General features: G+C 73.1%; 4 protein-coding genes. 3 read left to right on the top strand and 1 reads right to left on the bottom strand.

The window, feature by feature from the left end; translation table 11 throughout:
• Positions 1 to 94: 94 nt before the first annotated feature.
• Complete coding sequence (locus tag ACFU6K_RS24510; protein WP_380666375.1) at positions 95 to 1,783, bottom strand: PQQ-binding-like beta-propeller repeat protein; 1,689 nt, start codon at positions 1,781 to 1,783, stop codon at positions 95 to 97.
• 505 nt (positions 1,784 to 2,288) lie between these two features.
• Between ACFU6K_RS24510 and ACFU6K_RS24505 the strand changes: the two genes are divergently transcribed.
• The 3 genes from ACFU6K_RS24505 to ACFU6K_RS24495 all read left to right on the top strand — a co-directional run bounded on the left by ACFU6K_RS24505 (position 2,289) and on the right by ACFU6K_RS24495 (position 7,299).
• Complete coding sequence (locus ACFU6K_RS24505) at positions 2,289 to 3,467, top strand: ROK family protein (RefSeq protein WP_380666373.1); 1,179 nt, start codon at positions 2,289 to 2,291, stop codon at positions 3,465 to 3,467.
• A 248-nt stretch (positions 3,468 to 3,715) separates the two neighbouring features.
• A complete protein-coding gene (gene dxs, locus ACFU6K_RS24500; RefSeq protein ID WP_380666371.1) occupies positions 3,716 to 5,623 on the top strand; it encodes a 1-deoxy-D-xylulose-5-phosphate synthase in 1,908 nt (635 codons plus the stop codon).
• A 149-nt stretch (positions 5,624 to 5,772) separates the two neighbouring features.
• Positions 5,773 to 7,299 carry an ArnT family glycosyltransferase gene (locus ACFU6K_RS24495; protein WP_380666369.1) on the top strand — a complete coding sequence of 509 codons (1,527 nt, stop codon included), beginning with the start codon at positions 5,773 to 5,775 and terminating at the stop codon, positions 7,297 to 7,299.
• Positions 7,300 to 7,495: the final 196 nt, after the last annotated feature.

Raw genomic sequence — 7,495 nt, 5'->3', positions numbered from 1 at the left:
CGATCAGCCCGTGCCCGCCCCGCCCGTGTCGGTCGCCGCGCGGCCCGCGACGAGGGGTCACACCCCCGGGATCAGCCCCGGAGGCGCCCCGGCGTCACTTCTTCCACTTGGTCAGCGGACCGTCGCTGGCGCTGTAGCGGCGGAACGCGTAGACCGCGGCGCCGTCGTCCGAGATCAGGTACTCGGAGGTGCTGCTGCCGATGCCCATGCTGCTCGGCATCGCCATGGTGCCGAGGTCGGACATCGAGCCGTCGGTCGGCGAGAGCGTCACCAGCCGGGCCGGCTTGTTGTAGCCCTGGTCGACGATCGCGCGGACCTTGCCGTCCTTGTCGGTGCCGGCCACCAGGCGCATGTCGTTGCTCGTCGAACCGGAGTTGGCCGACCACAGCCGCTTGCCGGTGTTCAGGTCGTAGGCGTTGATGCCCGGCTTGCCGCCGCCGACCTGGACGTACAGCGTGGTGCCGCTGACCACGTTGCGGGTGAGGGCCTCGTCCTGGCCGGAGAGGCGCAGGCTGTCCGCGCCGGGCTCCTTGACGGACATCTGGGTGCCCGGCTTGTTGTCCTTGTCGAACGGCAGGACGTAGTCGCCCTGCGGGCCGTTGGTCATCAGCAGCACCAGCGGCTTGTCCTGGACGACCGAGTCGACCTCCTCGATGTTGCCGGCGAGGGTGATCGGGGTGCTGGCCGGCTTGCCGGTCTCGGCGTTGACGATGACCAGCTGCGACTTCGGGCCGCTGGTGCCGTAGCAGCGGTCGCTGACCGCGATCTGGACGCCGGCCGCCTTGCCGCGCAGGACGCAGTCCTTGTCGCGCGGCTGGTACTGCCAGGCCGGCTGGCCGTTGGCGATGTTCAGGGCGGCGACGGTGTTGCCGCCGACGGCGACGACGTTCTCGGTGACGCTGAGGGTCGGCGAGGACATCCGGTCGGCCGAGACCTTGGCGCTCCAGAGCAGCTTGCCCTGGGCCAGGTCGACGGCGCCGACGGTGGAGCAGTCGCTGTCACCGGTGTTGAAGGAGACGGCGGCGACGCCCTTGGAGTTGGCGCCGTACGAGGCGGTGCACAGTTCCTTGCTGCCGGCCGGGGCGGCGATGGTCCACGCCTCCTTGCCGTCGGTCAGGTTGAAGGCCCTGATCCCGGAGCTGTCGACGCGCACGGCGAGCTTGTCGGTGCCCCAGACGCCGAGCATCTGGTTCGAGCTGTCCGCGTTGGCCGGCTTGGGGGCGCTCCAGGCGACGTTGAAGGCGGCGCCCTTGGGAGCGGGGCCGGGGGTGGGGCCGCTGCTGGTCCCGCCGTTGTCGGTGGTGCCGGTGCTGATCGGGTCCGGGCCCGGCGCGGGGGCCGGCTTGGGGTCCTTGAGCAGGACGACCAGGGCGGCCACGATCGAGATCGCCAGCACGCCGCCGATGATCCCGCCCCAGAGCATCACGGGGTTGCGCTGCTTCGGCGCGACGGGAGCGACGGGAGCGCCGGGGTAGGCGTACCCGGGCTGCTGCGGATAGGCGTAGCCGCCCGGGTTGTAGGCCTGCCCGGCGTCCGGGGCGCCGTACGGGGCACCGGGGACCGGGTCGTACGGGCCGACCGGCGCGGCGCCGGGCGGCGGCGGGGCCTGGCTGGGGAACCCGGGCGCGGTCGGCGCGTACGCCGCGTACTCCGGGCTGCCGACCGACGGCTGCGCGGGCGGCTGCGCGGGCGGTGCCGGCGGCTGGGCGGGCGGCGGGCCCGCGGGCGCGACCGGGCCGGGGGTGACCTGCCCCGGGACGGCGGCGCCGTCGAGCTGCGTCATCTGGTCCGCGACGGCGGCCGGATCGACACCGCCGCCCGGCGGGCGGCCGAACGAGACGCCCCGGTTGTCCTGCGGACCGCTGCCGGGCGTTTCGCCTGCCCCCGGCGTAGGGTGATCCCCTGCCATCTGATTCCCCGTCATGTCTGGATGTGTCCCCCTGCCGGTGCCGTCCACGGCCCCGCTGGGACGGGTGAGAAGTGGCACCATGTTAGTGGTGCGTGGTTTTCGGCCGTCGCCAGGACGGCGGTTCCCCGTCCCCGCAGGTCCAGGCCGCGCAACACCTTCACCCCCCGATCACCGCGTCCCCACCTGCGCGCCCCGGCTAGCCGGCCCGCGCCCCCACGCCCGCGCCCCCGCTCACCGCCCCGCGCCGGTCGGCCGCCGTCCGCGCCCCCTGCGCGCCCGCCCGCCGCAGCCGGGATCCCCGCCCGGGCCCCCGGGCCGTACCCTTCAGGAGTTGAAGGGGACGCCCGGCGGAGGGGTCCCCGCCCTGGGAGGGTGGATCATGTCGACGGACACACCGGGCTCGCAGTCGTCGCTGCACCGGGCGAACCTGGAACGGGTGCTCCGCGCGGTACGGATGGCCGGCTCGCTGACCCAGGCCGAGATCGCCCGCGGCACCGGACTGTCCGCGGCCACCGTGTCCAACATCGTGCGGGAGTTGAAGGAGAGCGGCACCGTCGTGGTCGCCGACACCTCCTCCGGCGGCCGCCGCGCCCGCAGCGTCTCGCTCAGCGGGGACGCCGGCATCGTGGTCGGCATCGACTTCGGCCACACCCACCTGCGCGTCGCGGTCGGCAACCTGGCCCACCGGGTGCTGGCCGAGGAGAGCGCCCCGATCGACGTCGACGTCTCCGCCCAGCAGGGCTTCGACCGCGCCGAGGCGATGGTCGAGCGGCTGCTGACGCAGGCGGGCTTCCGCCCCGACAAGGTGATCGGCGTCGGCCTCGGCGTGCCCGGCCCGATCGACGTGGAGACCGGCGCGCTCGGCTCCACCGCGATCCTGCCCGGCTGGACGGGCATCGCCCCGGGCCGGGAGCTGGCCGAGCGGCTCGACATGCCGGTGCACGTGGACAACGACGCCAACCTGGGCGCGCTCGGCGAGCTGGTCTGGGGCGCCGGCCGCGGGCTGAGCGACCTCGCCTACATCAAGGTCGCCAGCGGGGTCGGCGCCGGGCTGGTGGTGAACGGCCAGATCTACCGCGGCCCGGGCGGCACCGCGGGTGAGATCGGGCACATCACCCTGGACGAGGCGGGGCCGGTCTGCCGCTGCGGCAACCGCGGCTGCCTGGAGACCTTCGTCGGCTCCCGCTACCTGCTCTCACTGCTCGCCCCCACCCTCGGCCAGGACCTCAGCCTGCCCCGGGTGGTCGAGCTGGCCCAGCAGGGCGACCTCGGCTGCCGCCGGGTGATCGCCGACGCGGGCCGGCAGATCGGCACCGGCGTCGCCACCCTGTGCAACCTGCTCAACCCCCGCCGGGTGATCCTCGGGGGGGACCTCGCCGAGGCCGGTGAGCTGGTGCTCGCCCCGATCCGGGACTCGGTGGCCCGCTACGCGATCCCGAGCGCCGCCCGTCAGCTCTCGGTCGTCCCCGGCACCCTCGGCGGCCGGGCCGAGGTGCTCGGCGCACTGGCCCTGGTGATGAGCGAGATGGGGGAGTCCGGCGCGCTGGGCCGCGCCTGACACCGACGTCCGACCCGCCCGGCGCATTCGAATGCCCGTACGTCAATCCGGGGTGACCCGCCGTCCCGGCCCGACCTCCCGGAATGGCGGTAACCGAACGGTGGCACCGGGCGCGCCGCTTGGCGTCCGGCAGGCGGACATTAGACTCGACCGGTCGCCACCGGCCGGACCGTCGGACTGCCGCCGGACCGGGCAGCGACGCCCGTCGGACCGTCCGTGGTCCGCGAACACTGAACGAGGAGGAACGGGTGGCCCTGCTGACCCGCATTCGGGGACCGCGCGATCTCGACCGGCTCACGCCCGGACAGCTGGCCGCACTGGCCCAGGAGATCCGGACCTTCCTGGTGACCGAGGTCTCCAAGACGGGCGGCCACCTCGGGCCCAACCTCGGCGTGGTGGAGCTCACCATCGCGCTGCACCGGGTCTTCGACTCCCCGCGCGACCGCATCCTCTTCGACACCGGCCACCAGAGCTACGTCCACAAGCTGCTCACCGGCCGCCAGGACTTCTCCCGGCTGCGGATGAAGGGCGGCCTGTCCGGCTACCCGTCCCGCGCCGAGTCCGAGCACGACGTGATCGAGAACTCGCACGCCTCCACCGTCCTCTCGTACGCCGACGGCCTGGCCAAGGCCAACCAGATCCTGGGCAAGAACGACCCGGTCGTCGCGGTGATCGGCGACGGCGCGCTCACCGGCGGCATGGCCTGGGAGGCGCTCAACAACATCGCCGACGCCAAGGACCGCCCGCTCGTCATCGTCGTGAACGACAACGAGCGCTCGTACTCCCCGACCATCGGCGGCCTGGCCAACCACCTCGCCACCCTGCGCACCACCCAGGGCTACGAGCGCTTCCTGTCCTGGGGCAAGGACGCGCTCCAGCGCACCCCGGTGGTCGGCCAGCAGCTGTTCGAGACGCTGCACGGCGCCAAGAAGGGCCTCAAGGACTTCATCGCCCCGCAGGGCATGTTCGAGGACCTCGGCCTCAAGTACATCGGCCCGATCGACGGCCACGACCTGACCGCCCTGGAGTCCGCGCTGACCAAGGCGCGCGGCTTCGGCGGCCCGGTGATCGTGCACTGCCTCACCGAGAAGGGCCGCGGCTACCACGCCGCCGAGAACAACGACGAGGACCGCTTCCACGCGGTCGGCAAGATCCACCCGGAGACCGGCCTGCCGATCACGAGCGGCGGCGGCCGGAGCTGGACCTCGGTCTTCGCCGAGGAGATGGTCGCGCTCGGCCACGAGCGCGAGGACATCGTCGGCATCACCGCCGCCATGCTCCACCCGGTGGGCCTGGCCCCGTTCGCCGAGGCCTTCCCGGACCGGATCTTCGACGTCGGCATCGCCGAGCAGCACGCCGTCACCAGCGCGGCCGGCCTGGCCACCAACGGCCTGCACCCGGTGTTCGCGGTCTACGCGACCTTCCTCAACCGGGCCTTCGACCAGGTCCTGATGGACGTCGCCCTGCACAAGCTGGGCGTCACCTTCGTCCTGGACCGGGCCGGCGTCACCGGCGACGACGGCGCCTCGCACAACGGCATGTGGGACATGTCGATGCTGCAGATCATCCCGACCCTGCGACTGGCCGCCCCGCGCGACGCCGACCAGGTCCGCGCGCAGCTGCGCGAGGCCGTCGAGGTCAAGGACGCCCCGACCGTGGTCCGCTACTCCAAGGGCACGGTCGGCCCGGCCGTCCCCGCGGTCGGCCGGATCGGCGGCATGGACGTGCTGCGCGCCGCCGAGGAGCCCTCCGGCGCCCACCGCGCCGACGTGCTGATCGTCTCGGTCGGCGCGATGGCCCCCACCAGCCTGGAGGTCGCCGACCTGCTGGCCGCCCAGGGCGTCACCGCCACCGTGGTGGACCCGCGCTGGGTCAAGCCGGTGGACGAGGCCCTGCCGGGCCTGGCCGCCGAGCACCGGGTGGTCGTCACGATCGAGGACAACGGCCGGGTGGGCGGCGTCGGCGCCGCCGTGGCGCAGGCGCTGCGGGACGCGGACGTGGACCTGCCGGTGCGCGACTTCGGCATCCCGCAGGAGTTCCTGGACCACGCCAGCCGGGCCGAGATCCTGGCCGAGATCGGCCTGAACGCCCCGGACATCGCCCGAAAGGTGACGGCTCTGGTCGCCAAGCTGGACGCGGCGCCGGTCAAGGCCTGACCGGAGGCCGTCCGGGGGAGCGGTCACCCGTTCCGCAGACGACCGTTTGTCGTAACTCCGTAACAGTTCGTCACGGAACAAGCTGACAATCGCACTGAAAGGCGGGACCGGCGCCACCGGCGCCGATCCCGCCCGGTAGGTTGTCACCCGTGCCGACCCCCACCCGCCTCCGCCTCACCGGACTGGCCGAGCGCCTGCCCGAGCGCGTCCGTACCCGTCTTCTGACCGGGTACTGGACCAGGCTGGTGCCGGTGCTCGCGCTGGTCGCGCTGCTCACCCACATCCCCTCCTTCGCCCGGCCCGTCTGGAGCCCGGACGAGGGCTTCCTGGCCACCCAGGCCCGGATGCTGGCGGACGGCGGGGTGCTGTACGACACCGTGGTGGACCGCAAACCACCGCTGCTGCCCTGGCTCTACCAGGCCTGCTTCGCGGTCTTCGGCTCCGCCTCGCTCTGGCCGCTGCGCACCCTGGCGGTGGTGGCCCACCTGGTCACCGCGATCCTGCTGGCCTCGATCGCCCGCGGCCGCTGGGGCAACCGGGCCGGGGCCGGGGCCGGGCTGCTCTACCTGCTGGTCTCCATCGGGCTCTCCCCGGAGGACACCCAGGCGGCGACCTTCGAGGTCTTCATGCTGCCCGCCATGGTGGCCGCCTTCCGGTACGCCGAACGGCGCCGCTGGCTGGCCGCGGGCATCGCGGTCGCCCTGTGCTCACTGACCAAGCAGACCGGCGGCGCGGTGCTGCTGCCGGTGCTCTGGATGCTGTTCCAGGACGCCCGCCGGCGCGGGGTGCGCTGGCCGCCCGCGCTGTTCAAGATCGGGTTCGGCTTCACGCTGCCGATAGCGCTGGTCGCGGTGATCCTCACCAAGCCCAAGGGCTTCCTCTTCTGGGTGGTCACCGGCAGCGGCGACTACGCCTCCTTCGGCGGCGCCTGGCTCCAGATGCTCGGCCGGGCGTTCGGCAACTCGGCCATCCTGGTCGCGGCCGGCCTGGGCTTCCTGCTCCCGGTCGGGCGCCGGCTCTGGCTCAAGCACCGCCACCGCCCGCTGCCGGTGGCCGGCGAGGAGCACGGCTCGACCACCGACCTGTGGGTCTGGCTGCTCTCCTCGGTCGTCGCGGTCAGCGTGGGCTTCCACTTCTTCGGCCACTACTACCTCCAGCTGATCCCGCCGCTGGTGCTGCTGGGCACCGGGGCGGTCGCCACCTCGGCGATCCGCTGGAAGCCCGTCCTGCTGTACACCACGGCCGCCGCCACGGTGTTCTGGAGCCTGGCGCTGGCCTGGCCGGGGGAGCGGCTCAACCGCACCACGGAGGTCGCCACCGCCGTCGCCGCCCAGACCACCCCCAAGGACACCGTGCTGGTCTGGGGCATGCACCCCGAGCTGTACTGGCTGGCCGACCGCAAGCCCGCCACCCGCTACCTGACCGCCGGCTTCCTCACCAACTACAGCGGCGGCAAGGACGGCAACCAGAACGTCGGCGAGCAGTTCAGCGTCTCCAACGCCTGGCAGACCTTCGACAAGGAGCTGGCCAACGGCCTGCCCGAGGTCGTGGTCGACGACTCCGGCATCGCCCCGTACCAGCCGGTCATGGTCCCCCGGATCGAGAACCTGCTGGACACCCACTACGAGATGGTCGGCGTCTTCGCCGACACCGTGGTCTACCGCCTCAAGCACTGAGGCGGCCCGCACCCGGGCGGTCGGCGGTGGCGCCGTACACACCGGGTTCCCGGCGCCGCCGTACACACGGGCTTCTTCCCGGCGCCGCCGTACACGCCGGGTTCCGGCGGCAGCACTGTACACAGGACTTCGGGGCGGAAACGCCGTACACGCCGCGTCCGGGTGGCAGCCCCGTACACAGGCAGGAGCCCCGGTG

This window comes from Kitasatospora sp. NPDC057512, from assembly GCF_042802135.1.
Taxonomy (GTDB): domain Bacteria; phylum Actinomycetota; class Actinomycetes; order Streptomycetales; family Streptomycetaceae; genus Kitasatospora.
The sequence above is the reverse complement of the archived record's forward strand: the minus strand, read 5'-3'. Positions and strand labels throughout refer to the sequence as shown.

What these genes read in the sequence shown, in the direction of transcription:
- ACFU6K_RS24505 (WP_380666373.1), top strand. Translation starts at nt 2,289, where the DNA reads ATGTCGACGGACACACCGGGCTCGCAGTCGTCGCTGCACCGGGCGAAC.
- ACFU6K_RS24510 (WP_380666375.1), bottom strand. Translation starts at nt 1,783, where the DNA reads ATGACGCAGCTCGACGGCGCCGCCGTCCCGGGGCAGGTCACCCCCGGC.